Annotated in this window: 22 protein-coding genes; 10 read left to right on the forward strand and 12 right to left on the reverse strand. The window is 72.7% G+C overall.

The features are described 5' to 3' along the window. The 3 genes from FFA01_RS07240 to FFA01_RS07250 all read left to right on the forward strand — a co-directional run. The coding region (locus FFA01_RS07240) for a glycosyltransferase family 2 protein (protein ID WP_146854485.1) at window positions 1-767 on the forward strand (767 nt) is incomplete at its 5' end. Window positions 768-1,116: 349 nt separating this feature from the next. After that, window positions 1,117-3,324, forward strand: coding sequence for a glycosyltransferase family 2 protein (locus FFA01_RS07245; protein WP_146854487.1), 2,208 nt, complete (start codon window positions 1,117-1,119; stop codon window positions 3,322-3,324). Beyond that, window positions 3,321-4,424, forward strand: a complete 1,104-nt coding sequence (locus FFA01_RS07250) for a glycosyltransferase family 2 protein (protein ID WP_244289742.1) — start codon at window positions 3,321-3,323, stop codon at window positions 4,422-4,424. Before FFA01_RS07245 ends, FFA01_RS07250 begins: the two co-directional genes overlap by 4 nt. A gap of 64 nt (window positions 4,425-4,488) precedes the next feature. Here FFA01_RS07250 and FFA01_RS07255 read toward each other — a convergent pair whose 3' ends face one another. Genes FFA01_RS07255 through FFA01_RS07265 form a run of 3 tightly spaced genes read right to left on the reverse strand, consistent with a single transcriptional unit; the run spans window position 4,489 to window position 7,851 of the window. Beyond that, a complete protein-coding gene (locus FFA01_RS07255) occupies window positions 4,489-6,375 on the reverse strand; it encodes a CgeB family protein (RefSeq protein ID WP_146854489.1) in 1,887 nt (628 codons plus the stop codon). Between the two features lie 4 nt (window positions 6,376-6,379). Further along, window positions 6,380-7,240 carry a glucose-1-phosphate thymidylyltransferase RfbA gene (gene rfbA / locus FFA01_RS07260; RefSeq protein WP_146854491.1) on the reverse strand — a complete coding sequence of 287 codons (861 nt, stop codon included), beginning with the start codon at window positions 7,238-7,240 and terminating at the stop codon, window positions 6,380-6,382. Next, the gene (locus FFA01_RS07265; protein WP_146854493.1) at window positions 7,237-7,851 is read right to left on the reverse strand and encodes a dTDP-4-dehydrorhamnose 3,5-epimerase family protein; all 615 of its coding nucleotides are present in this window, start codon (window positions 7,849-7,851) and stop codon (window positions 7,237-7,239) included. Before FFA01_RS07265 ends, rfbA begins: the two co-directional genes overlap by 4 nt. 113 nt (window positions 7,852-7,964) lie before the next feature. Here FFA01_RS07265 and FFA01_RS07270 point away from each other — a divergent pair, with 113 nt between their 5' ends. Continuing rightward, a complete protein-coding gene (locus tag FFA01_RS07270) occupies window positions 7,965-9,704 on the forward strand; it encodes a glycosyltransferase family 2 protein (RefSeq protein ID WP_146854495.1) in 1,740 nt (579 codons plus the stop codon). On the opposite strand, the gene FFA01_RS07275 is transcribed toward FFA01_RS07270, so the two are convergent. After that, entirely contained in the window at window positions 9,694-10,749 is a 1,056-nt protein-coding gene (locus FFA01_RS07275) for a glycosyltransferase (RefSeq protein WP_146854497.1), read from the reverse strand. The genes FFA01_RS07270 and FFA01_RS07275 overlap by 11 nt on opposite strands. Before the next feature lie 128 nt (window positions 10,750-10,877). Between FFA01_RS07275 and FFA01_RS07280 the strand changes: the two genes are divergently transcribed. Beyond that, window positions 10,878-12,839 carry a glycosyltransferase family 2 protein gene (locus FFA01_RS07280; protein ID WP_167627310.1) on the forward strand — a complete coding sequence of 654 codons (1,962 nt, stop codon included), beginning with the start codon at window positions 10,878-10,880 and terminating at the stop codon, window positions 12,837-12,839. Window positions 12,840-12,854: 15 nt separating this feature from the next. Next, on the forward strand, window positions 12,855-13,832 hold the full coding sequence (locus FFA01_RS07285; RefSeq protein WP_146854501.1) for a polysaccharide pyruvyl transferase family protein: 978 nt from the start codon (window positions 12,855-12,857) through the stop codon (window positions 13,830-13,832). Here the strand turns inward: FFA01_RS07285 and FFA01_RS07290 are convergent. From FFA01_RS07290 to FFA01_RS07300, 3 genes are read right to left on the reverse strand one after another with little or no spacing between them, the layout of a single operon-like run. Continuing rightward, complete coding sequence (locus tag FFA01_RS07290) at window positions 13,784-14,887, reverse strand: glycosyltransferase (protein ID WP_146854503.1); 1,104 nt, start codon at window positions 14,885-14,887, stop codon at window positions 13,784-13,786. The genes FFA01_RS07285 and FFA01_RS07290 overlap by 49 nt on opposite strands. 26 nt (window positions 14,888-14,913) lie before the next feature. Further along, on the reverse strand, window positions 14,914-17,016 hold the full coding sequence (locus tag FFA01_RS07295) for an acyltransferase family protein (protein WP_167627311.1): 2,103 nt from the start codon (window positions 17,014-17,016) through the stop codon (window positions 14,914-14,916). 50 nt (window positions 17,017-17,066) lie between these two features. Next, window positions 17,067-17,840, reverse strand: coding sequence for an SGNH/GDSL hydrolase family protein (locus FFA01_RS07300; RefSeq protein WP_146854507.1), 774 nt, complete (start codon window positions 17,838-17,840; stop codon window positions 17,067-17,069). 81 nt (window positions 17,841-17,921) lie between these two features. Between FFA01_RS07300 and FFA01_RS16405 the strand changes: the two genes are divergently transcribed. Further along, window positions 17,922-18,572 carry an acyltransferase gene (locus FFA01_RS16405; protein WP_280178064.1) on the forward strand — a complete coding sequence of 217 codons (651 nt, stop codon included), beginning with the start codon at window positions 17,922-17,924 and terminating at the stop codon, window positions 18,570-18,572. Here FFA01_RS16405 and FFA01_RS07310 read toward each other — a convergent pair. Then, the gene (locus tag FFA01_RS07310; protein ID WP_146854509.1) at window positions 18,557-18,787 is read right to left on the reverse strand and encodes a hypothetical protein; all 231 of its coding nucleotides are present in this window, start codon (window positions 18,785-18,787) and stop codon (window positions 18,557-18,559) included. The genes FFA01_RS16405 and FFA01_RS07310 overlap by 16 nt on opposite strands. A 47-nt stretch (window positions 18,788-18,834) precedes the next feature. After that, window positions 18,835-19,737: a M15 family metallopeptidase gene (locus tag FFA01_RS07315; RefSeq protein WP_146854511.1), complete on the reverse strand. Its 903-nt coding sequence runs from the start codon at window positions 19,735-19,737 to the stop codon at window positions 18,835-18,837. A 156-nt stretch (window positions 19,738-19,893) separates the two neighbouring features. On the opposite strand from FFA01_RS07315, the gene rfbB reads away from it, so the two are divergent. The 3 genes from rfbB to FFA01_RS07330 are packed head-to-tail and all read left to right on the forward strand — an operon-like array spanning window position 19,894 to window position 22,881. Further along, entirely contained in the window at window positions 19,894-20,880 is a 987-nt protein-coding gene (gene rfbB / locus FFA01_RS07320) for a dTDP-glucose 4,6-dehydratase (protein ID WP_146854513.1), read from the forward strand. Next, window positions 20,877-21,767 carry a dTDP-4-dehydrorhamnose reductase gene (rfbD, locus tag FFA01_RS07325; protein WP_280178065.1) on the forward strand — a complete coding sequence of 297 codons (891 nt, stop codon included), beginning with the start codon at window positions 20,877-20,879 and terminating at the stop codon, window positions 21,765-21,767. Before rfbB ends, rfbD begins: the two co-directional genes overlap by 4 nt. Beyond that, window positions 21,757-22,881, forward strand: coding sequence for a glycosyltransferase family 4 protein (locus FFA01_RS07330; protein WP_307725042.1), 1,125 nt, complete (start codon window positions 21,757-21,759; stop codon window positions 22,879-22,881). The genes rfbD and FFA01_RS07330 overlap by 11 nt, the downstream gene beginning before the upstream one ends. Window positions 22,882-22,950: 69 nt before the next feature. Here FFA01_RS07330 and FFA01_RS07335 read toward each other — a convergent pair whose 3' ends face one another. The 3 genes from FFA01_RS07335 to FFA01_RS07345 are packed head-to-tail and all read right to left on the reverse strand — an operon-like array spanning window position 22,951 to window position 25,980. Beyond that, window positions 22,951-24,294 carry an LCP family protein gene (locus FFA01_RS07335; protein ID WP_146854517.1) on the reverse strand — a complete coding sequence of 448 codons (1,344 nt, stop codon included), beginning with the start codon at window positions 24,292-24,294 and terminating at the stop codon, window positions 22,951-22,953. Continuing rightward, window positions 24,291-24,836 (reverse strand): 5-(carboxyamino)imidazole ribonucleotide mutase, encoded by a 546-nt coding sequence (gene purE / locus FFA01_RS07340; protein WP_371859186.1) that lies wholly within the window; start codon window positions 24,834-24,836, stop codon window positions 24,291-24,293. The genes FFA01_RS07335 and purE overlap by 4 nt, the downstream gene beginning before the upstream one ends. 16 nt (window positions 24,837-24,852) lie before the next feature. Next, window positions 24,853-25,980, reverse strand: a complete 1,128-nt coding sequence (locus FFA01_RS07345; RefSeq protein ID WP_146854519.1) for a 5-(carboxyamino)imidazole ribonucleotide synthase — start codon at window positions 25,978-25,980, stop codon at window positions 24,853-24,855. Between the last annotated feature and the right edge of the window lie 33 nt (window positions 25,981-26,013).

The raw sequence follows: 26,013 nt of genomic DNA on the forward strand, positions 1-26,013 counted from the left end.
CCGAGCCGCTCTCGCTCGTGGTCGTCGACAACGGCTCGACCGACGGCGCCCCCGAACGCCTCCGCGACGCGCGTCCCGAGGCCTCGGTCCTGATGCTGAGCGAGAACAAGGGGTACGGAGGCGCGGTGAACGCCGCCTGCGTCGGCCTCGGCCCCGAGATCGACTGGATCCTGGTCGCGAACCCCGACGTCGAGCTCGGCCGCGGCTCCGTCGACGAGCTGCTCGACGAGCTCGATCGGCACGACGACGTCGCCGCGGTGGGCCCGCACATCGCCGACGCCGCGGGGAGGACCTACCCGTCGGCCCGGCGCTTCCCGTCGTTCACCGACGGCATCGGCCACGCTCTGCTGGTGCGGATCTGGCCCGGCAACCCCTGGTCCCGGCACTACCTGCAGACCAGCACCGCGGTCGAGCCGCGCGACGTCGACTGGCTGAGCGGAGCGTGCATCCTGCTCCGCCGGTCCGCCTTCGACGAGGTCGGGGGCTTCGACGAGCGGTACTTCATGTACTTCGAGGACGTCGACCTCTGCTTCCGCCTCGGCCAGGCCGGCTGGCGGCGCCGCTACCGGCCGTCGTCCGAGATCATGCACGTCGGCGCGCACTCGACCACCACCCGCCAGGCGGCCATGGTCCGGGCCCACCACGAGAGCGCGGCCCGCTTCGTGGCTACGCGGTATCCCGGCCCCCTGTGGGCTCCCGTGCGCGGGCTCGTCCGGGTGGGTCTCCGGGTCCGAGCCGCTCTCGGCACGCGGGCCGGACGCGGCTGAGGCCCACCTCGTCGCTACCATCGAGCGACAGCACTGACCGACGTCGGCCACGGCCGCGGGAGGCGAGATCATCATCGGAACACGGACACCCTCGCTGGGCGACCTGAAGGGCGCCCTCTCCCGATCGTCGGCCGCGTCGCTCGCCCGCCGGGAGGCCTGGGCCCGGCGACTCGATCGCGCCGGAGTCCTCGACCGCGAGTACTACGAGCTGCAGACCGGCGAGGTCTTCCGATCCGATCTCGACGCCCTGCGGCACGCCGTCACGCGGCCGAGCGGCAGCGATCTCTCGATCAGCCCCTTCTTCGAGCCCGAGTGGCTGAGCGCCCGGCACGGTGACGGCACCTCGAGCATGGCGCAGCTGCTGGCGCCGGAGCCCGGCCGCGCCCCCGGGCCGTTCTGGTCCGACCAGGTCGACGTCAGCCCCGTCGAGGCCCTCCGCGCGGCGACCGCCGAGTCCGACCGCGACCCGGGCTCGGCCGAGGCGCGCTTCCGCGCCGCCGTCGTCGCGAACGCCCGGCGACTGCGCACGCTGGCCGACGCCGCCCGCATGGTCGAGACCGCCCCCGCCCCCGCGGCGGGCGGCCCGCTGCCCGTCGACGTCGTCGTGCCCACGGGCGACGACCCCACCGACCTCGCCCTCCGTCTCGACGGTCTGCTCGCGCAGACCACGACCTCCTGGCACGCCGTGGTGGTCGCCGAGCCCCACCCGGGCGAGACGGTCGCGATCGCCCGGAGCTACGCCGACCGCGACGCCAGGGTCTCGGTGCTCGACGCCGAGAGCGGCAGCCACGGCGAGAGCCTCGACGGGGCGATCGCCCAGGGCTCCGCTCCCCTGGTCGCGTTCCTCCCGGTCGGCTCACGCTGGTCGCCGACCCACCTGTCGACCATGACCGCCGCGCTCGGGACCGACCCGACCGCCGTCGCCGTCGCCCGCTCGACGAACACCATCTCGGGTCCCGGGATCGACCGGTCGGCCGGCGTCTCGGCCGAGTCCCTGCTCGTCCTGGGCGACGTCGTGCCGCTCGCGGCCCTCCTCGTGCCCCGCGGAGTCCTCGCCTCGATCGGCCCGGTGGACACGACGCTGGGAGGCGGTCACGACTTCGACCTCGTGCTGCGGATCGTCGAGACCGCACCCGTCCGGCCCGTGCCGGGTGCGCAGGTCCGCCACCGCGCACCCTCTCGGCCCGGCCTCCCGACCTCGCCCGACGACCCCCGTGTCTGGGACAAGCACGTCATCGAGCGTCGCGTCGTCGACTGGGCCGCGCAGCGTGCCGGTCTCGCCGGCCGCACCGCGGGTCGTCTGTCGATCTGCATGCCGACCTACGAGGACTGGTCGATGACGATCCGCGCCGTCGAGGCCGTCCTCGCGACCGCCGACGGGCGCGACGTCGAGGTGATCGTCGTCGACAACGGGTCGCGCCGCTCGGTCTCGAGCATCCTCAGCGGCCGCTTCGCCGACGACGACCGCGTGACGATCGTGCGGGCGCCGCAGAACCTCAACTTCGCCCTGGGCTCGAACCTCGCCTTCGCGCTCTCGACCGGCGCCGAGGTGCTGTTCCTCAACAACGACACGGTCCTGCAGCCGGAGGCCCTCGACCTGCTGGTCGCGCGCCTCCGCTCCGACGACACGATCGTCGCCGTGCAGCCGCTGCTCCTCTACCCGGACGGCTCGGTGCAGACGGCGGGCACCTTCTTCGGCGGCGAGCGCATCCTGCCCTGGCATCTCCTCGCCGGACACCCGCGGGAGGACGCGATCCGCGGCGGCGTCCGGCGATTCAGCGCCGTGACCGCGGCGGCCATGCTGATGCGCGCCTCCGACGTCGTCGCCCTCGAGGGCTTCGACACGCGGTTCACCAACGGCCTCGAAGACGTCGACCTGTGCCTCCGCGGCCTCGCCCTCCGACCGGGCGCCCACCACGAGGTGGAGCACGCGGCCGTCGTCGAGCACCACGAGAGCAAGAGCACCGGGCGCAAGGTCACCAACACGGTCAATCGCGCCCTCTTCGACGAGCGCTGGGCGGGGGCCTACCCCGGCTCCGACCTGCCGCGCTACGAGGCCTTCGGGTTCGACGCCCCGCACCTCGAGTCGACTCCCCCGGCCGAGTTCCGGCTGCTGCGCCGGGCGTACCCGATCGTGGTCCGCCCGCGCCGCGACGTGGTCGACGGCCTCCGGGCCGGCAGCCCGTGCCTCCGCTGGGCCGTCAAGACGCCCGGCGACGGCACGGCACGCGCCCGGGCCCTCGACCCGACCGTCGGCCGGATCGTCGCCGCGCTCGAGCGGAACGGGCAGGAGGTCGTCGTCGACGGCCGCCAGAACCACTACCGGCCCTCGGGCCACCTCGACGACGTCACGCTCACGATCGAGGGCGACGAACCCGTCAGCCCTCAGCCCGGCTCGTTCGCCGTGCTGTGGCGCACCGATGGCCGCACCCTCGACCCCCTCGAGGCCCGAATCCACCACGTCGTCGTCCCCGTCACCGCCGGGCACGACGTCGACGCCGAGACAGACCGCCTCGTCGAGCTCGCGCTCGACCGGGTACGGAAGGACCCCCTGTGACCCTCGCCATGACCATGATGGTCCGAGACGAAGCCGACATCGTCGAGGCCATGCTCGAGTTCCACCTCGCCCAGGGCGTCGACGTCGTGATCGTCACGGACAACGGCTCTCTCGACGGCACCGCCGAGATCCTCGAGCGCTACGCCGCCGACGGCCGGATCGTGCTGCACCACGACCCCGTCCAGAAGAAGCAGCAGGGCGACGTCGTCACGAAGATGGCGCGCGAGGCCCACACCGAGCACGGTGCCGACTGGGTCATCAACGCCGACGCCGACGAGTTCATCCGCCCCGTCGACCCCGAGCTCACGCTCGGCGAGGTCTTCGCCCGGATGCCCGTCGAGCTGCAGTCGTTCCCCGTCCCGGTCACGAACATGGTCGGACGGCCCGCCCGGAGCGGCGCCGGCCTCGACCGCCTCGTCTGGCGCGACCACCGCAGCGAGGCGGCGCTCCGAGCGGTCGGAGTGCACGCCCAACCCACCCCCAACGCCGTGCACGTCGGCTCGCCCGACGTCGTGGTCCGCCAGGGCAATCACTACGTGTCGATCACGAGCAAGGGCCGTCCTCCCGCCGGTCTCGAGCTCGAGGTGCTGCACCTGCCCTGGCGCTCGTGGGCGCAGTTCGAGCACAAGGTCGAGATCGCCGGCCGCTCGTACCGGAACAACCCCGACCTCAAGCCGAGCCCGAACCACCACGGCATGCGCGACTTCGCGCGACTCGAACAGGACCGTCTCCTCCCGGCGTACCTGATCCGGCAGCCCGACCCGCGCCTCCTCGACGCCGACAGCGCCGAGTTCGTCCGGGACGACTCGCTCGCCCGGGCCCTCGCGCAGCTGCCCCGCCCCACCAGCCCGGCGGCGACCGCGGACGACGACGTCATCCCCGACGACGAGGTCGCGGCCCAGCGCGCGATCGGTCTGCACAACCTGATGATCGAGCTCGACGGCCAGGCGATCCTCGAGGCGAGCAGGGTCCGCTGGGACGAGGAGCGCCGCCGCCTCCTGGGCGCCATCGCGACCAAGGACGCCGAGCTCGCGAGCTTCCGTCGTCGCCGGATCGTCCGGATCGCCGACAGGCTCGGCTCCACGCTCCGCCGCGGCTGACAGCCGGCCCCGCCGACCGCCGGCCCGGCCGGCCTCCGCCGGCGGGGTCGCACGTCCCCGGGCCTCAGCGGGCGCGTGCCTCCAGAGCGGCCTCGAGCAGGGTCCGCGCCCGGTGGGCGAACGAGTGCTCGGCCCCGACGGCGAGGGCACGGGCGTGCCGCTCCGCGTCGGTGGGCCAGACCCGTGCCGGATCCAGAGCGGCGGCCATGTCGGTGTCGGATCCGACCTGGACCACGCTGTCGCCGAAGAGCTCGTCGAGGCCGGCCACCGGATCGGAGACCACCCGAGCCCCCGACGCGACGGCGTCGAAGAGGCGGTTGCTGATGAAGCCGCTCTCGGCCATGTCGGCCCAGTGGTCGTTGAGCACGATCCGCGCGCTGCGGTAGGCGGCGGAGAGGGTGTCGTTGGGCAGGAACGGGCCCCGCACGAACCGGGGGTCGATGTGGTCGGCCCAGCCGCCGCCGTACACGGCCAGGTCGGCGCCGGCGCTCACGGCCTCGCGGACCAGGGGGCGGAACTCCCCCCGGGTCGAGCCGACGAACAGGACGTCGGAGGCGAGGTCGTCCACGGGCTCGCCCGGGTGGAACCGGGCCGGGTCGGTGGCCTGCAGCAGGGGATCGATCCGTCGTCCCGTGCGCGCGGAGGTCTCGGCGGCCCAGCGGGCCGACGCCGCGAAGACGCGATCGTAGGGTGCGATCTCGTCGCCGGTGACCTGGTCGGGATGGCTGATCACCCAGAGCAGGCTGGTCACGTCCGCGCGCGGCTCGGGCGACTCGAGGCCGCGGATCACGAGCGAGACGTCGTCGAGCTGGTCGGAGACCGCGCGGCGATGCGAGTGACGCCGGTCGATCACGACGCGCTGTCCGAGCTCGCGCAGCTCGTCGGCGAGGTCGTCGGCGAAGTAGACGTCGCCCCAGGTGTCCCCGAGCGGCCCGGCGCTGGCCGCGATCTTGATCGACCAGCGGAGTCGAGGCAGGCCCTCGACGACGGTGAATCGGGGGTCGATCCGTCCGCCGATCACGGTCGACCGGCCGTCGTCGTCTCGGAGCGACCGGGAGGGGTCGACCGTGAAGCCCGCGCTCTCGAGCACGGCGGCGGCCTCGCCGGCGGGACGCAGCCCCGCGAGGAGGGCGGTGTCCGAGGGTGTCTCGAGACCCCGTTGCACCTTGCCGACCCGGTTGAGCCGTCCGGCGACGACGAAGGAGGCGCCGCCCGGGATCCGACCCGTGACGGCGGAGATGGCCGTCGCCTGATGCCCTGTGCGCGGCGCCGGCGCGAGCTCGGCGGTCGCCGTCGCGAAGGCGGGCTGGTCGGCCGCGGTCACCCGCGACTCGGCGGCGAGCCGGACGTCCTCGATCGGGAACCCCCGGAAGAGCGACTCGTAGGGATCCCCCGGACGATGCCGCACGGCGCCGGCGCTGACGACGACGTCGTCCTTGCTCTGGACGACGGCCTGGACCACGCCGCCGCGTTCGGCATACGCGTCGAGCAGACCGACGACCGTGACGGGCTCGATCTCCAGAGCGCCGTCGACGACGACGGTCGTCGCTCCACGCAGGAGAGGGAGGGACCGGGTGTAGGCGGCCTCCCACGACGGCGCGAGACCCCGACCCGCCCACGTCGCCCCGTCGAGGGCGGGTGCCCGCCACCGCCACGGCGGCGACTTCTCGGGCACGAGGTAGCCCGAGACGACGATCTGGAGCTCGGACGAGGGCAGGGAGCGCCGGAGCCGGTCGACGCGGTCCTGCGTGACGTGCAGGTGGTCCTGACGGACGGTCAGCAGGACGCTCACCGTGGCCGCGTCGAGATCGGCCCGCGGAATGGCCTGCTCGTCGGCCAGGCGCTCCCGCTCGGCCGCCCGCCGCGCCACCGGCGCCGCGAGGCGGGTCAGCGCCGTGCGCGGTCGACGCACCAGCCCCAGAGCCGATCGCACCCGCGTGGTGAGCCCCATGCGATCAGGCGAGCAGTCGACGGAGGTAGACCCCGTAACCGCTCTTGGCGAGCGGTGCGGCGAGCGCCTCGAGCTGGGCGTCGTCGATCCAGCCGGCGCGCCAGGCGATCTCCTCGACGCAGCCGATCTTGAAGCCCTGGCGGTCCTCGATGACGCGCACGTACTCGCTGGCCTGCATCATCGACTCGAAGGTGCCGGTGTCGAGCCAGGCCGTGCCGCGGTCGAGCACCTGCACCCGGAGGCGTCCGGCCTCGAGGTAGCGCTCGTTGACCGTCGAGATCTCGAGCTCGCCGCGCGCGCTCGGCTCGATCGTCTTGGCGATGCGGACGACGTCGTTGTCGTAGAAATAGAGACCCGGCACCGCGTAGTTGCTCTTCGGCTCGGTCGGCTTCTCCTCGATCGAGACGGCCGTGAAGTCGTCGTCGAACTCGACGACGCCGTAGGCGGTCGGGTCGGCCACGTGGTACGCGAAGATCGTGGCGCCCTCGACCTCGGCGTTCTTGCGGAGGTTCGACCCGAGGCCGACTCCGTGGAAGATGTTGTCGCCGAGCACGAGCGCGACGCTGTCGTCGCCGATGAAGTCCTCGCCGATCACGAAGGCCTGGGCGAGCCCGTCGGGCGACGGCTGGACGGCGTACTCGATGGTCATCCCGAGGTGCGAGCCGTCGCCGAGCAGCGCCCGGAACTGGTCGTTGTACTCGGGGGTCGTGATCACGAGGACCTCGTTGATCCCGGCCATCATGAGGGTCGACAGGGGGTAGTAGACCATCGGCTTGTCGTAGATCGGCATCAGCTGCTTGGAGATGCCCTTGGTGATCGGCCAGAGGCGCGTGCCGCTGCCGCCCGCGAGGATGATGCCCTTCATCGTCCGGCCTCCGCCCGCAGGGTGTCGTAGTAGGCGCGCGCGGCGTCCCAGGTCGGCAGCAGGCCCGCCTCGGCGGCCTCGGCCAGCGTCGGGGCGTCGGTGTCCTTCGGCGAGAGCAGGAGCTCGCCGGCCTCGTCCGGGAACGCGAGGGCGACCGTCGCATCGAGCGGGTCGATGCCGTGCTCACGGGTCGGCTGGTAGACGTCGGTCACCAGGTAGCTGACGGTGGCGCCCTCGGTCAGCGCGACGAAGCAGTGGCCGAGCCCCTCGGAGACGAAGATGGCCCTGCGGTCGACGTCGTCGAGGCGCACGGAGTCCCACTGTCCGAAGGTCGGCGAGCCGACGCGGATGTCGACCACGAAGTCGAGGACGGCGCCGTGCGTCGCCGTGACGTACTTGGCCTGGCTCGGCGGCACGTCGGCGAAGTGGACGCCGCGCACGGTGCCGCGCTTGGAGACCGACGTGTTGGCCTGGCGGAGATCGACCGAGCGGCCGGTGGCCTTCTCGAGCTCGTCGAACCGGTACCACTCGAGGAAGGTCCCTCGATCGTCGTCGAACTGGCGGGGGGTCACTTCGTACGCGTCGGGGACGCTCAACTCGCGGATCTGCACGGCCCCGAGTCTAGACGACGCCGTCTCCCCGGCCCAGGGAGGCCTCCGGCTAGCATGGCGGGCGGCCCACCGGCCCGGGAGCGCCTCCCGGGCGTCGACGAAAGGACTGCGTCGTGTCGACCGAGACGCTCACCCCCACGCCCGTCCCCCTGCTCTCCGTCGTCGTGCCCGTCCACGACGTGGCGACCTGGCTGACCGAGTGCCTCGACACCATCGCCGCCCAGCAGGTCGACCTCGAGGTCCTCGTGATCGACGACCACTCGACCGACGGCTCCCTCGCCGTCGCGCGGCGCCACGCGGCGGCCGACCCGAGGTTCCGCGTCGTCGAGGCCGTCGAACGCGGCGGGGCCGCCGCCCGGGACCTCGGGGTCTCGCTCGCCCGCGGCCGGTACCTCGTCTTCGCCGACGGCGACGACCTGGTGCCCCGCGGCGCGTACCGGGCGCTCGTCGAGGCGCTGGAGTCCTCCGGCGACGACGTCGCGGTCGGCGACTTCCTGAAGTTCGACGCCCGGAGCACCTGGCGGCCGTCCGACGGCTTCGACGCCTTCGCGACCGAGCGCCGCGGCGCCTCCCTCGCCGACGTGCCCTCGCTCCTGCGCTTCCGCGCCTGCTGGCACAAGCTGTTCCGTCTCGACCGGTGGCGCGAGCTCGGGGTGACGTTCCCGTCGGTCCCGCGGTCGAACGACATCGTGCCGATGACGACCGTGCTGACCCGCGCCTCCTCGATCTCGGTCGTGACCGACGTCGTCTACGCCTATCGCGACCGTCCGGGGCACGGCTCCATGACGCGCAGGGCGGGGCAGCTCGTCGGCACCCTGAGCTACTTCGACCAGGAGGCGCGGTGCGCGGAGCTCGTCGTCGCCGACGGCCGCGAGGCGGTCGCGTCGGAGTACTTCTCGATGGTGCTGGTCAACGACGGCTGGGTCCACCTCCGGAAGCTCATGGCCGGCGGGCCGGTCGAGATCGACGACGATCGGCGTCGCGCTCTCGGCGCCTCGGTGTCCGCCCTCCTCGAGCAGGCGCCGCCGGAGCTGGTCGGTCGTCTCGGTGCGACGCAGCGTCGGCTCTACCGCCTGGTCGCCACGGGCCGGGCCGACCTCCTCTGGTCGATGCCGGACGTGCCCGGATCGACCGACGACGTCCCCGTCGACGGGGCCGAGGCCACGACGTCGCTGTCCCGGGCCGTCGACCTCGTCGACGTGCTGCGCGGTCTCGGCGAGCACGGCACGGCGACGACGGTGGTCGAGCGGCGCGTGGTGCCGCATCTGATCGCGATCGCCGGGCTCGGCTCGTCCGAGGCGCACGACACGGCCGCCTCGCTGGCCTCGCGGATCCCGGCCGACGCGATCCCGGCGTCGTCGTCCGCGGTCGTCCGACTCGCCCGCGAGGGCTCCTGGCCGGCCCTGGCCCGCCTCGCGGACGTCGTCCGCGACGTCCGCGTCGACGTGACGGGGTTCGAGCGGTCGGCCCCGGTCGTCGTGTCGACGGGAGCACCCGACGCCGGGACGATCACGTTGACGCTGCGTCACGAGACGGGCACCACCGCGACCTGGACGACCCTGACGCCGGGCGCGACGTCGCGGGCGGCCCTGCCCCGTCTCGTCCGCACCACTCCCGGGCGCTGGACGGCCCAGGTCCGGGTCGACCTCCGGGGCTCGACCGCCGAGGTGCCCGCACGGGCGTCGCGACCCGCCCTCCAGCGGCCGGACGGCGCCCTCGCGCCGGTCGTCGTCGCCCAGGTGGACGCCGCGGGCGACGATCTGGTCTTCGTCACCCGATCGCGTCTGATGCGACGCCTGGCCGGGGCGGTCCTGCGGCGGGCGCGATCGGTCGCGCGCCGGGTCAGACGCTGAGCGAGTCGTACAGCGCCAGCATGTCGGTCGACATCGCGTAGGGCGTGTACCGCAGGGCGTAGCGTCGGGCGGCGGCACGGAGGTCGTCCGACGGCGCGAACGCGTCGATCGCGGCGGCGAGGCCCTCCTCACCGCCCTCGGGATCGGAGAACACGACCCACGGCTCGTCCCGGAACTGCTCGACGAGGTGCGCGAACCCGGGCACGATCACCGGCAGGCCGAAGGTCGACGCGAGGTGGATGCTGCCCGAGTTGAGGATGGCGGCGTACGGCACGACGAGCACGTCGGCCGCGGCGAACCAGCGGCCCGCGTCGTCGTCGGGGACGTAGCCGTAATGGGCGTGCACCGTCGCGTCCGAGGGGACGAGCGCCTCCGTCGTCAGGCGGTCGGCGTGCGACACGTGTCCGGCCAGCAGGAGCGTCGCCCCCGTCGTGCCGATCGCGCCGAGGAGGGTCGAGACCCCTTTGTAGGGCTTGATGTGCCCGAAGAACAGCACGGTCTTCTCGGCGGGTCCGAGGCCGAACGAGCCGCGCGCCTCGTCCCGGGTCCAGGCCTGGTCGTAGAGCCCCTCGTAGCTCGGGTGCGGGACGATCGCCTGCTTCTCGAGCGGAATGTCGACGACGTCGGCGACGACGTCGCGGGTCTGGGCCGACATCACGTGGACGGCGCTCGAGAGCCCGACGATCGCCCGGCTGAGCTCGATCTCCTGCCGAGGCCAGGGGCAGTCGTGAGGGAGGCGGTTGTGGACCGTCCAGACCAGCCGGACGCCGCGCCCGGTCGCGTCGGTCAGAGCCCGCACGACGGTCGCGAGCCGGCGGTCCGCCTCGCGCTCGTCGGGCGCGTTCTGGACGAGGAGGGACGTCCAGTGCAGGTGCACCACGTCACCCGGTGCCGCGACGGCCACTGCGTCGAGGAAGCCGGCGAGGTCGCGCTGCTCGGAGATCGTCCAGCCGTCGGCGCGGAGGGCGAGGTAGGCGATGTTCAGGAACGGGTTCTCGGGCCAGTACGGGAACACCACGGCGGTGCCGGTCGATCGGTCGCTCACGGGTCCTCCTGGGGTCTCGGCTCACGATTCTAGGACAGCCCCGGCTCCGGATCGGCGGGCGGCGCCCCTGGTACTGTCGTGACGGATCATCCACGCGCGACCGAGCGCGGCCCGGAAGGACAAGCCCCGTGACAATCGCCGAGACCGGGACCGACGCCGTCGAGCTCTCGGTCGTCGTCCCCGTGCACAACGTCGGCCCGTGGATCGAGCAGTGCCTCACCAGCATCCTCGACCAGGACGTCTCCTCGATGGAGGTCATCGTCGTCGACGACCACTCGACGGACGACACCGTCGAGCGGATCCTCGCCGTCGCCGGAGACGACCCGCGCCTCCGGCTGATCACCGCCCCGCCCCGTCGCGGCGGCGCGCACGCCCGCAACCGCGGAGTCGATCTCGCCGTCGGCGAGTTCCTCGTCTTCGCCGACGGCGACGACCTCGTGCCTCGAGGGGCCTACCGGCGGATGGTGACGGCGCTGCGCGAGTCGGGCGACGACATGGCGGTGGGCGACTTCCTCAAGTTCCGGTCGGGCGCGACCGTGTCCCATACGAAGCGGTCCAAGCTCTTCGTGCGCCCCCGGTCGCACGTGACGATCGTCGACCTGCCGGCGCTGCTGCGCAACCGGGCCATCTGGCACAAGATGTTCCGTCTCCGTTTCTGGCTCGACACCGGCATCACGTTCCCCCAGGCCGCCCGGTCGAACGACATCGTCCCCATGACCCGCGCCGTCACCGAGGCCCGGGGCATCACGATCGTCCCCCACGTCGTCTACCTCTACCGCGACCGCCCCGGCACGCAGTCGATGACGCGCAGGGCCACCCTGCTGACCGGCGTGCTGAGCTACTTCGAGCAGGAGCTCGAGTGCGCCCGCCTCGTCGTGGCGACACGGCACCTGCACGTCATCCAGGAGTACTTCGACGTCTTCCTGTTCGCCGACGGCTGGGTGCACCTGCGCGGCTATCTGCAGACCCACGACGTCGACGCCGATCCCGACGACCTCGAGCGCCTGGCCGCCGCCCTGCGCGGGCTGCTCTCGCTGGCCACCCGACAGCAGCTCGACCGACTCGGCGACTCCGCCCGCCGGTCGTTCCTGCTGATGGCGAACGGCCGCCTCGATCTGGCCCTGCGCCTCCCGGACTTCTCGGGTCGGGCCCCCGTCTCCGATCAGCCCGACCGGAGCGATCGCATCGACCGCGCCGCCCTCGCCGGCGCCCTCGACCTGAGCAACGAGATGTACATGCGGGTCCCCGACGACACCGAGATCATCGCGCGGATCTTCCTCGACCAGGTCGCGCGCCCCCTGGCGCGGGCCCTGCCGACCGCGGCCGACGACGAGGTCGTCGAGCTCGGCGACTTCTTCCGTCGCCTGGGGCGCCGTCACGGACGGCCCATCCGTCAGCACACCGACTGGCGGAGCGTCGAGCCGCTGCTCCGCCTCGGGACGAAGGGCCGGCCCGCGCCGCTGCGCGTCTGGGGCGCCCTCGTCTCCTCGGTGCGCGCCGACGTCTCCGTCGATGGAGCGGATCTCGTGATCGACTCCGTCCGCGGCCCGGTCGGCGACGCGGTCGATCTCTCGGGGACCCGACTCCTCTTCGTCCACACCACCACCGGCGCCCAGGTCGAGGGGCCGGTGCTCGACCTGCCCGTCGGCTCGGCGCGCACGACCGTCGCCCTTCCGGACGAGGTCGCCTCGGGCCCGGGGCCGTGGCGCCTCTACCTGTCGGCGCGCCTCGGCGACGACCACGTGCACCACCGACTCGCGCGGGAGGCCCTGCCGGGCGAACGGCCGAACGGCGGCTTCGTCCCCACGCCGGTGCCGACTCCCGTGGCCCTGCCGCAGACCGCCGGCGCGACGACCTCGCCCTCGCCCTCGCCGACACCCTCTCCCGCCGGCACCGGGCGCTCCCCCGAGGTCGACGGCGTCGACGGCGAGGCCACGCTCGACGAGACGCCCCCGACCGAGCTCACCGCGCTCACGCCGGCGACCCCCGACGAGGCCTGGACGATCGTGGTGCCACCGGCGGCCGTCCGCCCCGTCCACGAGGCCCTGGCCCGCGTCCGACGCCGTCTCGGCCCGCGCGCCGGTCGCTGACCGACCACCCGACCCGTGCCCGACCACCACACCGTCGTCCGCGGGGTGCGGGTCGTCCGCTGGGATCCGTCTCGCCCCGGCCCGGCGGGCCCGCGGCGGGTGGGGAACTTCGGCGATCTCCTCGGCCCCCTCGTCGTCCGCTCCCTCCTCGGCGACGTGCCGGTCGCGGCGCCGTCGTCGCGCCGCCTGGTGGCCGTCGGGTCGATCCTGCATCTCTCGCGACCCGGCGACGTCGTCTGGGGTGCCGGCGTCAACGGCAAGATGCCCCTGCACCTGCGCGACCCCGCCGGCCTCGACGTCCGATCGGTCCGCGGGCCCCTGACCCGCGCGCTCCTCGCCGCGCACGGCGTCGACGTGCCGTCCGTGTTCGGCGACCCGGGCCTCCTCGTCGCCGATGCCGTGCCCGACCTGCACGACGCGGCCGCCCGGAGCCCCCGCCGGGACGTCACGATCGTCCCGAACCTCAACGACCGGGCGGCCTTCCGCGACGACCCCCGCGCGATCGATCCGACGGGACCGGTCCACGACGTCCTGCGGGCCATCGCCGAGAGCCGGATCGTCGTGGCCTCGTCGTTGCACGGTCTCGTCGTGGCCGATGCGCTGGGCATCGACGCCCGACCCCTCGTGTCCCGTTCCGAGCACCCCTTCAAGTACGCCGACCACTACGCGGGCACCGGGCGACCCGAGGTGCGGGCGGCCGCCGACGTCGACGCCGCGCTGGCCGGCGACGGCACGGGCCCCGCCGTCGTCGATCTCGAGGCACTGCGAGCGGCGTTCCCGGCCGACCTCTGGACCGATCCCCCTGCGCCGCGGGGTCGTGACCGCCGGATGCACGACCCCGCCGCCGAGACCGTCTCGGACGCCGAGCGCGCCCGGGCGGACGAGGTCCTCTCGGCGTGGGTCGGGTCGTCAGGGACGCCGAGCGACGGCGGCGGCCCCTCCGGTCACGACGTCGCGGCGACGGCCTCCGAGCGGGGACGCACCCGGCGGTAGAGGTCGAGGAATCTGTTGGCCATGTCCCACGGCGTGTAGCCCCGGGCGTAGTCGCGTGCGGCCCGGCGGTCGGAGTCGGAGGCGCGGAACGCCACGATCGCGTCGGCGAGAGCGGGGGCCCCGCCCTCGGCGTCGAAGAAGTGCACCCAGGGCTGGTCGCCGTACTGCTCGACGAGGTGCGGGAACGACGGCAGCAGCACCGGCAGCCCGAAGGTCGACGCGAGGTGCATGCTGCCGGAGTTGAGGATGCTCGCGTACGGCAGCACCATGACGTCGGCTCCCACGAGCCAGTCGGCCACGGCGCCGTCGGGCACGAAGTCCAGGTGCGTGATCGTCCGGAGGCCGGTGGTCAGCAGGGGCTCGACGATCACGCGATCCTCCTCGCGGGTGCGTCCGGCGACGAGCAGCGCGAGGTCGTCGCGACGGCGGCTCGCCTCGGCGAACGCCTCGATCAGGACGTCGACGCCCTTGTAGGCGCGGACCTGACCGAAGAAGAGGACGGCCGTCTCGCCGTCCGCGACGCCGACCGCGCGACGAGCGTCCGCGCGGTCCACCCCGGAGTCGTAGAAGCCGTCGTAGCTGCTGTGCTCGATGAGCTCGACCTTGGCGGGGTCGATGGGCGACACGTCGGCGACCTCGTCGAGAGTCGCCGGCGAGAGGACGTGCACGACGTCGGCCCGGTCGGCCAGGAACCGCACCAGCGCGCGCTCGGACTCGGGATGCGCCAGCTCGTGCGGCAGCTTGTTGTGGACCGTCCAGAGGAGGCGCACCCCGCGCTCCTGCGCCGCCGTCACCGTCCGTTCGAACCGGTCGAGCCGTGCTCGCGCCTCGGCCTCGTCGGCGGCCGACTCGAGCAGCACGCCCGTCCAGTGGAGGTGGAGGATGTCGCCGGCTCCGCGGAGGTCGACCGACTCGAGGAGCTCGTCGTAATCGCGCTGCCGGTCGACGACGAAGCCGTCGGCCGCGATGGCGAGGTAGGCCATGTTGAGGTACGGGTTCTGCTCCCAGAACGGGAAGACGACGGCGACCGGGCGGGGTTCGTTCGTGCTGTCCACCGTTCGAGCGTACCCGTCGGCCGTCGTCACGCGGAGACCATCGGGCGGAGCCGCTCGACCAGGTACGGTGCGAGCGTCTTGCTGAAGGTCGCCGTGATGTGGTGCTGGTCCCGGTAGACGATGACGTTGCCGATCACGATGGGGCAGGTGTCGTCGCGGCAGAAGAACGATGCGAGGTCGATGACGTCGGCCCCCGTTCCCTGCGCCGCGGTGACGAGGTCGTCCGTGCCGGCGAAGCCGTCGGCCTCGGAGACGGCGCACGACGACGTGTCGGCCCCGGCCGGGGCCTGGGTGACGCAGTCGAGCGCGCCCTGGGTGATGGTCGGGTTGTCACGGACGACCACGACGCGGGTCCCGGCGTCCTGCGCCTGCCGCCAGACGGTCTCGGTCGCCGCCACCCGGCGCTGGCTCGTCGCGGCGGACTCGGCCGGATCGCGTCGCGCCGTCGTGAGGACGACGTCGTAGTCGCCGCCCTGCAGCGCCGTGTCGACGGCCGCCGAGTACTCCCGCTGCGGCCCCGCGCCGACGGTGGTCGGGTCGACCCAGGAGCCGCCCCACCCCACGTAGACGTCGAGGCTCCAACCGAGATCGCCGACCTGCTCGGCGAGACCGGGCACCAGCATGGCGGCGTGCGAGTCGCCGACGAGGGCGACCCGGGGGGCGTCCGACGCGTCCGAACCGAAGTGGCAGGTGCTGAGGTCGGGCGAGTTCTGCGGCCGATAGCAGTCGAAGGCTCCGCCGGTGTCGTCGAACACCGCGGCGGTCGCCGGCACGAGCGTGCCGTCGAGCTCGGGGTTGACGCAGTCGTCGGGGCCGGCGAAGGCCGAGGCGCCGAAGCAGGCGACCTCGCCCGACAGCAGCGCCTGCGCCTCGCGCGCGCTCTCGTCGGCGACGGCCCGGGCCTGGACGATGCCCACGGTGGGCACGATCAGGGCCAGGACCATGCCGACGGCGACGGCGCCGAAGGTCCAGGAGGGACGCCGCAGGGTCAGCGCCTTCGCGGTGCGGGCCGGGTCCTCGATGACGACCTTGGAGATCCAGGCGAGGGCGATCGCCAGCACGAGCAGGACGATCTTGACCGGGGTGTCGAGTGCGCGGCCCAGGATGAACGGCGTGAGGACGATCAGCGGCCAGTGCCAGAGATAGAGGGAGTACGACACGTCGCCGAGCAGCCGCACCGGCCCGAACTCCGCCAGCGGGGTGGGCGACCAGCGACCGTCGGGGCTTCCCGCCGCGATGACGAGGAGGCTCCCGACGACGGGCAGCAGCGCGGTGTAGCTCGGGAACGGCATGGCCCCGGTGTAGGTGAGGACGGAGATCGCGATCATCGCCCATCCGGCCCACGAGACCAGCGTGCGGGTGCGGGCTCCCCTGCGGATGACCTCGGGCGCGAAGATGGCGAGGAGACCGCCGGCCGCGAACTCCCAGGCGCGGGTGTGGGTCACGAAGTAGGCGCTGGCCGGGTCGGTGGCGGTCAGCCAGATCGACAGCGTGAGCGACACCGCGAAGACGACTCCGAGCAGCAGAGCGACCATGCGGCGACGCGCGGGCGCCGAGCCCCGACGGGTGATCAGCAGCGCCAGCGCGATCAGCAGGGGCCAGGCGATGTAGAACTGCTCCTCGACGCCCAGCGACCAGAAGTGCTGGACCGGCGTCTCGACGTTGTCCGCCGCGAGGTAGTCGACCGAGTCGGACGCGAGCACCCAGTTCTGCACGTAGAGGACGCTGCCGCCGATCGCGCGGAAGAACTGCTGCCAGAGGGACTGCGGCACCGCGACGAGCACCGTGATCGCCGTGACGACGAGCACCGTCAGGGAGGCGGGGAGGAGGCGCCGGGCACGTCGCGCCCAGAACTGCCCCAACCGCACGCGGCCGGTCTTCTGCACCTCGCGCATGAGGTGCCCGGTGATCAGGAACCCGGAGATCGCGAAGAAGATGTCGACGCCGACGAAGCCGCCGGGCAGCCGCGCGGGCCAGAGGTGGTAGAGCACCACGACGAGGACGGCCGCCGCGCGGAGCGCCTGGATCTCGGGTCGCAGACCCGAGGGGGCCGGTCGACTGCCGGCTTGCCGTCGTCCCCCGGAAGGGCCGGTCGAGACGGGCGCGCGTTCGGGGGACTGGACTGACACCGGAGGATCATAACCCGGGGGCCGCGGCCGCTCCGGACGCCACGGTGGCGTCAGGGGGCCTGGGCGGCCTCGGTGTCCGCGGACTCCCGGGCGACCCCGACGTCGACGAGGGTCTCGGCCACCGCCTCGGCGATCACCCGGTGACCGGCGTCGTTCGGATGGATGCCGTCGTCGATCATCAGGTCGGGGCGGGCGTACAGCGGCTGGCCGATGTCGAGGTAGGTGCCGTCGACCTTGGCGACCGCCGTCTCGACGATCGCGCCCAGGATGGTGATGGTCGACGGTGTGCGACCGGCGCCCCACAGCGGGGAGACGGCCACGATCTCCGCGTCGGGCAGGGCGATGCGCAGATCGGCGAAGGTCTTGTCGACCTCCTTCTTGAGCTCGTTCAGGTCGTCCGTCGTCCGGACGTCGTTGAGTCCGCCGGAGACGATGACGGCGTCGGGCCTCGCCGCCACGACGTCGGAGATGCGCTTGTCGTAGGCCTTCTTGCACGAGCCTCCCGGGGCGACGTACCCCGATCCGCCGCAGCCGAGGTTGGTCCCCTGCCAGCCGAAGACGTCGTCGAGCTGCGACACCCAGCCGTCGGCCTCCGTGGTGGCGCCGGTGCCCACCGTGTACGAGTCGCCCAGGTACGCGACGCGCGCGGCCGAGGCCGTGGCGCGGGGCGAGGAGGCGGGCGCGGAGGTCCCTGCAGCGGCCGAGGCGGACTCCGGGTCGCGGGGTCCCGACAGGGCGACGCCCGCGACGACGGCCGTCGCGACGACGGCGGTCACGGCCACGGCGGCCAGGATCCGCGGGCCGACGGAGGGTGTGGGGCTCATGCTTCTCCTCTGGGGGCTCGATCCCGGGGCCCGTCGGATGGGTTCGGCGAGATCGTCGCAGGTCGATAATAGAGTGGCGTCGTGTTCAAGACGATGAGCCGATGGCTGCGCGCCGTGTCGCGGGCCCACCGCCTGGACGACCGTCTCACGGCGCTCGAGGCCGCGGTCCGACAGGCCGAGGCCCGAGCCGCCGGGCCCCGTCGTCCTCGCCCGGCGTACGTCGAGATCGGCTCCGGCGCGAAGATCGGCGACCAGGTCGCGTTCTTCGGAACCGACCGCGCTCGCGTGGTCCTGGGCGCCTCGACGCGGGTCCTCGACGGCACGCGGATCTTCGGCCCGGCCTCCGTCGGCGCGGGGACGTTCCTCAACCGCGACGTCTACATCCGGCCTCGGACGACCATCGGCGTCGACGTGTCGGTCGGGCCCTTCGCCCGGTTCGTCACCGAGACGCACGACGTCGGCCCCTCCGACAACCGCACGGGCGCCGGCCGCACCGAGCCGATCGTGATCGGCGACGGGTGCTGGATCGGAGCCGACGTCACCGTGCTCGGCGGTGTCACGGTCGGGCCCGGCAGCGTCGTCGCGGCGGGCAGCGTCGTGATCCGCGACGTGCCGCCGAACTCGCTCGTCGCCGGCGTGCCGGCCCGTGTCATCCGGGCGCTCGACGGCCCGGACGAGAGCGCGGGTCCCGAGGGCGCATCACCCGCCCGGGGCGATCAGCGCCCGGAGTAGTCCGCCGACTGCTTCACGGCCGTCTTCGGCACGGACATCGAGCTCAGCACGTTGTAGAACCCCACGCTGTTGACCTCCCGGTAGGTCACGCCGATCGACTTCAGCGACGAGACCATGGCGGACGTCGAGAGGTGGCGGAGCGTGCGGACGTCGACGAGGCAGGTGAAGCCGCGGCCGACGCCGCTGAGCGAATCGGTGCATCGGAGGATGATCATGGGTTGTTCCTCTGGTGGTGGGACGGTGAGCAGGCGGGCCGGTTCGGTCAGCGACGCCAGTAGTTCGAATCGTTCGTGAGCGCCGCGAGCGGCACGGACAGCGAGGCCATGACGTTGTAGAACACGCTGGCGTTGACCTCGAAGTACGGGGTGGAGATCACACGCATCGAGTTGATCATGTCGATCGTCGACAGGTGCCGGAGGCTGCGCACCCCGAGCAGAGCCGTGTAGCCGGCCGGCATGTTCCCGACGGCCTGCGTGCTGCGGAGGACGACGACGTCGCCGCTGCCGACCTTGGGATTCGCCGTCGCCGACGATCCGACCCAGGCGCCGACGTAGTCGAAGTGCCACGGCTCGGGACGGGAGAAGCCGTTGCCGGTGGGCGTCCAGCCGTACGACGGCCCGTTGGCGTCCATCCAGCGCTTGGCCGTGGTGCCCGCCGTCTCGACGCCGGAGCCGAAGTCGCACGAGATGGCCCAGCCGTGGTTGGACGTGCCGGGGTAGGCGGCGAGGTTGCCGGTGCCGTTCTGGTAGCGGTTCCAGTAGTCGACCTGGCGCGCGTAGGTGCGGTAGCCCTCCGTGATGACGAGGGGGCGTCCGACGGCACGGGAGAACGCCAGGCTCATCGAGAGGTACTGCCTCGCGGCGTCCTCTCGGAGGTACCCCGATCCGGCGACGGTCGAGACGACGGGGGTGAGGGCCGAGACCGGGATCTTGCCGTTCGCGTAGCCGCCCCACGACGAGGCCTGCGCGGCGGCCAGAGCCTGCGCGATGGTCGCGACGCCGTTCGAGGTCTCGCCGAGCGAGGTGGCGGCCGAGGCGGGCAGGGCCTGGGCGCCGGCGAGCGCCACTCCCCCGGCGGCCGCCGCGGCGAAGGTCAGCACGCGTCGGCGGTCGACGGATCGGGAGGCGGCGGGGGCAGCCTCGGCGAGGGCGTCGCGAATGTCCATGGGTACACGTTCACATGGATTTGTCCCCCGATCCACCCCCCGAGTGAGGTTCGGCGGAAGGGGGGACGCCGGCTCCCCGCGGTGTCGCCGACCCTCTCCGGACCCCCTCCCCCTAAGATCGATTGACCCTTCCGCGACCGACCACCAAGGAACAGTGTGAAAATCCTCGTCACCGGCGGCGCCGGCTTCATCGGCTCGAACTTCGTCCGACGCACCCTCGAAGACGCCTACCCGGGCCTCGAAGGCGCCGAGGTGGTCGTGCTCGACGCCTTGACCTACTCGGGCAACGAGGCGAACCTCGCCTCCGTCGCCGACTCCCCGCGCTACACCTTCGTCCAGGGCGACATCCGCGACGGCGCCCTGCTCGACCGGCTCTTCCCCGAGGTCGACGCCGTCGTCCACTTCGCCGCCGAGTCGCACGTCGACCGCTCGGTCCGGGACGCCTCGATCTTCGTCGAGACCAACGTGCTCGGCACGCAGCAGCTGCTCGACGCCGCGCTCCGGAACGACCTGAAGCGCTTCGTCCACGTCTCGACGGACGAGGTCTACGGCTCGATCGCCGAGGGCTCGTGGGCGGAGGACCGCCCCCTCGAGCCGAACTCGCCCTACTCGGCGTCGAAGGCCGGCAGCGACCTGCTCGCCCGCAGCTACCACCGCACGCACGGCCTCGACGTCTCCATCACGCGCTGCAGCAACAACTACGGGCCCTTCCACTTCCCCGAGAAGGTCATCCCCCTCTTCGTCACGAACCTCATCGACGACCAGCACGTCCCCCTCTACGGCGAGGGGAACAACATCCGCGACTGGCTGCACGTCGACGACCACACCCGCGGCATCGCCATGGTGCTCGTGGGCGGCCGCGCCGGCGAGATCTACAACATCGGCGGCGGCACCGAGCTGACCAACAAGGAGCTCACCGGGATGCTGCTCGAGTCGACCGGCAAGGACTGGTCGTACGTCGACCGGGTCCAGGACCGTCTCGGGCACGACCTCCGCTACTCGGTCGACATCTCGAAGATCCGCGAGGAGCTCGGCTACGAGCCGCTCGTCCCCTTCGAGAAGGGCCTGGCCGAGGTCGTGCAGTGGTACCGCGACAACCGCGAGTGGTGGGAGCCCCTCAAAGAGCGCGCGGCTCTCTCGTGACCTCCGCTCAGAACCGCCGGTACCTCGTCACCGGAGCCCGGGGCATGCTCGGCTCCGACCTGCTCGAGGCGCTCTTCGGACGTGAGGTGACCGTGCTCGGCCGGGCCGACCTCGACGTCACCGACCGCGACGCCGTCTTCGCCGCCGTCGCCGGCCACGACGTCGTCATCAACGCCGCCGCCTACACCGCGGTGGATGCGGCGGAGACGGACGAGGAGGCGGCGCTGGCGGTCAACGGGACCGCAGCGGGCCTGCTCGGCGAGGCCACCGCCTCCTCGGGCGCCCGGCTCGTCCAGGTCTCGACCGACTACGTGTTCGACGGCCGGGCCACGACGCCCTACGCCGAGTCCACGCCCCTGGCGCCGGTCAGCGCCTACGGTCGCACGAAGGCCGAGGGCGAGCGCCTCGCCCTCGAGGCGAACCCCGACGGCACCTACATCGTCCGCACGGCCTGGCTCTACGGCCGCCACGGGTCGAACTTCGCGCGCACGATGCTGAAGCTCGCCGCGACCCACGACACGGTGAGCGTCGTCGACGACCAGGTCGGGCAGCCCACCTGGACCCTCGACCTCGCCGAGCAGATCGTCCGGCTGGTCGACTCCGACGCCCCCGCGGGCGTCTATCACGGCACCAACGGCGGGCAGGCCAGCTGGTACGACTTCGCCCGGGCCGTCTTCCAGGAAGCCGGTCTCGACGCTGCTAGGGTCGAACCGACCGATAGCTCGAGCTTCGTCCGCCCTGCGCCTCGACCCGGCTACAGCGTGCTCGGTCACGACGCGTGGGCGACGGCGGGGCTGGCCCCGATGCGCGCATGGAACGACGCCTTGACCGAGGCCGCCAGCAGGGGAGTTCTCGAGACCGATGACAACGCTTCGAGTGGTCGTTGACCAGATCCTCGCTCCCGTCCCGGGCGGGATCGGCCGCTACACCGTCGAGCTCACCCGGGGCCTGATCGCGACCGCCCCTCGGTCGTGCGACGTCGAGGGCGTGGTCGCGGCGCACCCGCAGGCCGAGTACGACCGGCTGACCGATCTGCTGCCGGGCCTCTCCGGACTCGCCAAGGCCCCGCTGGGCCGCCGTGAGCTGTCGGTCGCCTGGCAGACGGGCGTGGTCGGTCTGCCCGGTCGGGGCATGATCCACTCCACGAGCCTGCTCGCGCCGCTCTTCCGCCACGACCGCTCCCTGGACCCGGCGACCCAGTCCGTGGTCACCATCCACGACACCGTCCCGTGGACGCACCCGAAGACCCTCACGCCGCGCGGCGTCCGCTGGCACAAGGCGATGGCCAGGAGGGCGCACCGCTTCGCGGACGCGGTGGTCGTCCCGACGCACGCCGTGGCCGACGAGCTGTCGGAGCACTTCGACTTCGGCGACCGCCTGCGCGTGGTCGGCGGGGCCGTGAGCGCCGATCTGAGGGTCCCCGACGACGCCGACTCGCTCGCCGACGACCTCGACCTGCCTCCCGCCTACGCGCTCAGCGTCGGCACGCTCGAACCCCGGAAGGGCATCGAGCCGCTCATCCAGGCCATGGGGCACCCCGACGCCCCCGACGTCCCCCTGCTGATCGTGGGTCCCGACGGATGGGGCGAGGTCAGCATCGCCGACATCGTCGCCCGCGAGGGCCTGGCCGAAGGCCGCGTCCGATCGCTCGGGTTCGTCTCCGACGCGCAGCTCGCGGTGCTGCTGCAGCGAGCCAGCGTCTTCGTGTTCCCGAGCCTCGCCGAGGGGTTCGGACTGCCGGTCATCGAGGCCCTGAGCCTCGGCACCCCCACCGTGATCTCCGACACCCCGGCGCTCGTCGAGGTGGCGGCCGACGCCGCCATCGTGGTCCCCCGTGACGACCCCGAGCACTACCCCGAGCGGCTCGCCCAGGCCATGTTCCAGGTCGTCGGCGATCTCGAGCTGAGCACGCGTCTCGGGGTCATCGGCCTCGACCGCTCGCACGCGTTCAGCTGGACGGACTCGGCCGACAAGGTCTGGCAGCTGCACGCCGACCTCTGACCCCCGGCCCGACGAGCACCGAGGCCGTTCCCGCGGCAGCGCCGTGCGACGAGCCGGTGGGCGGGTCGCTCAGCCTGCGGACGACGCCGTCGCCGCCGCCACGTCGGCGCGGATCACGCTGAAGTCCGGGTAGACGTTGTCGTAGGTCGGCGGCACGATCTCGAGGTCGGCGATCTCCTGGCCCTTCGTCTTGAGCGCGAGCTCGACGAACGCGCTCAACGCACCACGAGGGATGTCCGTGTCGACGGTCTGCACCCCGGCGCTGGCCACCGACTGGAACTTCGCCAGCACGGTCGCCGGCTGGAACTGCGTCAGCAGCGCCTGCTGCACCTCGCGCTGCCGGGCCATCCGGTGGTAGTCGTCCGACCCGTGGCGGGCGCGGGCGTACCAGAGGGCGTGGTACCCATCCAGGGTCTGCTTGCCGGGCTCGATCCAGCCGTCGACGTTGATCGGCTGACCGGCGGCGTCGACGCCGCCGTTGATCGGCAAGCGCCCCTCGGTGTTGTCGACCTCGATGCCGCCCAGGGCGTCGATCAGCTGAGCGAAGCCCTCCATGTCGATGAGCACGTAGTACTGCAGGGTCAGCCCCGTGACGCCGGAGATCGCGTCGCGCATGGCCTCGACGCCCGGGTTCGACCCGTTCTCCTCCGCGTCGGGATACAGCTCGGGGTGCTCCTCGCCGTAGGTGTACAGGTAGCTGACGAGACAGTCGTCGCCACAGGAGTAGCCGTCGGGGTAGGCGCCCCAGAGGGGCGACCCCTCCGAGAACGGCGCGTTGTAGAGGTTGCGCGGGATGCCGATCAGGGTGGCCGCACCGGTCTCCGCGTCGATGCTCGCCACCGAGATGCTGTCGGGCCGCAGACCGGTGCGGTCGGCCCCGGCGTCGCCGCCGAGCAGCAGGATGTTGTATCGACCGTCGACGGGATCGGCGGCCTGCGCCTGCGACGTGAAGAGATCGTTGAGCAGCCCGTGCTGGACTCCCGACAGGTACGCGCCCCACGCCGCGGGACCCACCGTCGCGAACAGCAGCAGCGCCATGGCGCCCGCCAGGAATCCGCGCGCGGTCGGGGCCGTCCGGACGATGCGCAGCAGCCGGAGGGTGTCGAGCGTCAGCACCACCCAGAGGACCGCGTAGTACACCAGGAAGACCTGGACCACGGTGAGGGCGACGACGCTCGTCGCCATCTCGATCAGCGGTCGTCGGAAGAACAGCGCCAGCGCGATCATCACGACGGCGACGGCCCAGAACACCAGGGTGGACGCCAGCCCGATCCGTCCGAGGCGACGGTTCCCCGCGAGGACCTGCGCCGACCCGGGCACCAGCACGTTCAGCACGACCAGCACCCAGGCGCGCCGGGTCATGAACGGCTCCGACCCGAGGTCGGGATGCCGGACGGGCAGCGTGGCGCTCACAGCGACCGCTGGAGGGCCGTGTTCTTCTCCTCGACGAGTTCGCCGAGGCTGATCGCGTACTCGGCCAGGCGCGTCGCGACGCCGGGGTCCGAGACGCCGAGGATGCGCGCGGCGAGCAGTCCCGCGTTCGCCGCGCCGCCGATCGACACCGTCGCGACCGGGATCCCCGCCGGCATCTGCACGATGGACAGCAGCGAGTCCAGGCCGTCGAGCTTCGCCAGGGCGACCGGGACGCCGATCACCGGGAGGGTCGTGACCGAGGCGAGCATCCCCGGCAGGTGCGCCGCGCCTCCTGCACCCGCGATGATCACGCCGAGCCCGCGGCCCGCGGCCTCGCGCCCGAAACGGATCATCTTGTCGGGAGTGCGGTGGGCGGACACGACCTCGACCTCGTGGGCGACGCCGAACTCCGAGAGGATCTCGGACGCGCTGCGCATGGTCGGCCAGTCGCTGTCCGACCCCATGACGATGGCCACCCGAGGCGGCACGGACGGGTCGTTCGGCGTCGAGGGAGCGGAGGAGGCGCGGTTCGGGTCGGACACGGACTTGAGGATAGCGTCAGCCCTGGAAGAACTCCGCAGCGGCGCGCGCCCGATAGGTCGCGTCGTCGAGGTCGTCGCCGGTGGCCGTGACGTGGCCGACCTTGCGGCCGGGTCGCGGATCCTTGCCGTAGTCGTGCACCTTGACCGAGGGCAGGTCCTCCATCAGAGCGGGGAGGCGCGCGGCGAGGGTGCCCTGCTCGGGCCCGCCGAGCACGTTGACCATGACGCTCCAGCGGTCGTGCATGCCCGTGTCGCCGAGCGGCAGGTCGAGCACGGCGCGCAGATGCTGCTCGAACTGGCTCGTGGTCGAGCCGTCGATGCTCCAGTGGCCGGTGTTGTGCGGGCGCATCGCCAGCTCGTTGACCAGCAGGCGGTCGTCGGTGGTCTCGAAGAGCTCCACGGCGAGGACGCCGGTCACCCCGAGCTCGTCGGCGATGGTCCGCGCGATCTGCTCGGCGACGTCCGCGAGTCGGCCCGCGCTGTTCGGGGCGGGGGCGATCACCTCGGCGCAGACGCCGTCGCGCTGGATGCTCTCGACGAGGGGCCACGCGACGATCTCGCCGCTCGGCCGCCGGGCCACGGACTGGGCCAGCTCGCGACGGAACTCGACCAGCTCCTCGACCAGCAGCGCCTCGCCCTCGGCGAGCGCGGCGAACCAGTCGTCGGCCCCGTCGGCGGACCGCACGACCCGGACGCCCTTGCCGTCGTAGCCTCCTCGCGCCGTCTTGACGACCGCGCGCCCGTCGTGCTCGGCGAGGAAGACCCCGAGGGCGCCCGCGTCGCGGACGGCGGCCCAGTCGGGCACGGGGAGGCCGAGGTCGGTGAGTCGTCGACGCATGACGATCTTGTCCTGCGCGACGAAGAGGGCCTCCGGGGACGGGTGCACGGCGACGCCGGCGTCGACCAGAGCGGCCAGGACGTCCTGCGGCACGTGCTCGTGGTCGAAGGTGACGGCGTCGACGTCACGGGCGAAGGCCAGGACGGTCTCGGCGTCGTGGTAGTCGCCGACCCGGGTCGCCGCCAGCCGGGCCGAGCTGCCCTCGGTCTCGGCGAGGACCCGGATGTCGAGTCCGAGGTGGATCGCCGGGGGCACCATCATGCGGGCCAGCTGCCCGCCTCCGATCACGCCGATCACGTAGGCCATGCTGTCTCCTCGGTGCGAGGCGCCCTCGCGATC

Source organism: Frigoribacterium faeni (assembly GCF_007988805.1).
Lineage (GTDB): Bacteria > Actinomycetota > Actinomycetes > Actinomycetales > Microbacteriaceae > Frigoribacterium > Frigoribacterium faeni.